Origin of the sequence: Mesorhizobium sp. M7A.F.Ca.US.005.03.2.1, from assembly GCF_003997795.1 — a bacterium.
GTDB classification, from domain to species: domain Bacteria; phylum Pseudomonadota; class Alphaproteobacteria; order Rhizobiales; family Rhizobiaceae; genus Mesorhizobium; species Mesorhizobium ciceri.
On sequence record NZ_RZRP01000948.1, the window covers coordinates 1 to 2,243 of the forward strand.

General features: G+C 62.2%; 2 protein-coding genes. Both read left to right on the forward strand.

The window, feature by feature from the left end; all coding sequences use genetic code 11:
• The first annotated feature begins 399 nt into the window (after positions 1 to 399).
• The gene (locus tag EN991_RS33005; RefSeq protein WP_024501867.1) at positions 400 to 1,059 is read left to right on the forward strand and encodes a TetR/AcrR family transcriptional regulator; all 660 of its coding nucleotides are present in this window, start codon (positions 400 to 402) and stop codon (positions 1,057 to 1,059) included.
• 207 nt (positions 1,060 to 1,266) lie between these two features.
• A partial coding sequence (locus EN991_RS33010; protein ID WP_164769550.1) for an FAD-binding oxidoreductase occupies positions 1,267 to 2,243 on the forward strand: 977 nt, incomplete at its 3' end.

Genomic DNA, 2,243 nt, shown 5'->3' on the forward strand with positions numbered 1-2,243 from the left:
GCTGGGCCTGTTCGACACCCGCCGATGCATAATCGCCGACGATGTCGCCGGTATCCGAGGGGTTGATGTTGCGCGAACCGGCATCGCCGACCCACTCGCCATCGATGAGGTTCTTTCGAAACAGCGTCATATCGTGTGTTCCTGCTTGTTGGCCGCGCGGGCATCTGTCTGAACTGGTATTTGCCAGACAATTGCCTCGCGGGAAAGCAAACAGTGAACCGCCGGCCGCGACAAAAATCCCCGTGCCTGCGCCGCGCGGATGGCGGGCGACGACGATTCCCCATCGAGCCTCGATGCAGCCAACCTCCATCGTGCATCAATCGGCTTGGGCCGATTCATTCTGTACACTTATGTCCATAGCCTTGATTTGCCTGAGGCAGCATGTCATGCGTCGTGTCGATGGCAGCTCTCGAAACGACGATTCAGCGCGCCGGCGCCACCGGCAACATCAAGGCCACTCGCGAAGACTGGCTGAAGCTTGCGCTTGAAACGTTGATCTCTGACGGAGTCGAACGCGTCCGCGTGCTGACGCTTGGCCAGAAGCTCGATGTGTCGCGCTCCAGCTTCTACTGGTATTTCAAGAGCCGGCAGGATCTGCTCGACCAGTTGCTGGATTACTGGCGGCAGACGAATACCAAATTCATCGTGGAACGCGCCAGGCGGCCTTCCGCCACCGTCATACGCGGGGTGATGAGCATTTTCGAATGCTGGGTGGACGAAAGGCTGTTCGACCCCCAGCTGGATTTCGCGATCAGGGCCTGGGCCCGTCGCTCGCCCGCCATCAGGCGCGCCTTAGACGAGGCCGACGAGGAGCGTGTCAACGCCATACGCGACATGTTCATGCGTCACGGCTACGACGAGGAGGATGCCTTCGTGCGGGCCCGCGTGCTGTATTTCATGCAGATCGGCTATTACTCGCTTGAGCTCAACGAGCCGATGAGCAGCCGCCTGCCTCACGTCGCCGGTTATCTGCGCAGCTTCACCGGCCAGGAGCCTCCGGCGGAGGATGTCGAGGACTTCTCGCGCTATGTCGAGAAGACGCTTTCGCGCAACCGATAGTACGGCCCGGCCGCCGCGGCCTGACGATTTCGCTTCGCGCATCGGCCCAATAGCAAGCACGGTTGCTGCCGACAGCAGCAGAGGAGCCCTCTGCCGTATCGGCGCAGAGCGGCGTCACGGGCGCTCATTCCGCTGCCCGCCAACCTCTAGACACATATGTACAATACCGATAGGGTACTCCACACTGGCTGGGTGGAGTGCGACAGGATGAAATCCCAATATCGGGCGATCGTCATCGGCGGCGGCGTGGTTGGAGCCTCGGTGCTCTATCACCTGGCGAAGTTCGGCTGGAGCGACGTCGCGCTGATCGAACGCGAGGTGCTGACCGCAGGGTCGAGTTGGCATGCGGCCGGCGGGTTCCATGCGCTGAACGCCGATCCCAACATCGCCGCCCTGCAGGCCTACACGATCGACCTGCTCTCCGAGGTCGAGAAGGAATCGGGCCAGAGCATCGGCATGCACATGACCGGCGGTATTTCGGTCGCCTCGGCGCCGGAGCGCTGGGAATGGCTCAAGGCTTCCTACCGCATCTTCCAGACCATGGGCATCGACGATGTCCACCTGGTCGGAGTCGATGAGATCAAGCAGCGCTGCCCGATCCTCAACACCGACGGCATGCTGGGTGGACTCTATGCCGCGCGCGAAGGCCATATCGATCCCTCGGGCGTCGTGCACGCCTATGCCAAGGCAGCCAGGCTGCGCGGCGCCGATATCATCGAGCACAACCGCGTGCTGGCACTCAACCGCCGCGCGGACGGCGGCTGGGACGTAGTCACCGAGAAGGGCACGGTGATTGCCGAACACGTCGTCAATGCCGGCGGGCTGTGGGCCAAGCAGGTCGGCCGGATGGCCGGCATCGACCTGCCGGTGTCGCCGATGGAGCACCATTATCTCGTCACCGAGGCGCTGCCCGAAATCCAGGCGCTGGACAAGGAATTGCCGCTGATCGTCGATCTCGAAGGCTTCACCTACATGCGCCAGGAACAGAAAGGCCTGCTGCTCGGCATCTACGAGATCAACCACAAGCACTGGAACATGGATGGGGCGCCGTGGGATTACGGCATTGAACTGATCCAGGAAGACACCGACCGCATCGCCGACGAGTTGGCCCTCGGCTTCAGCCGATACCCCTGCCTGGAGAATGCCGGCATCAAGCGCTGGGTGAACGGCGCCTTCACCTTCTC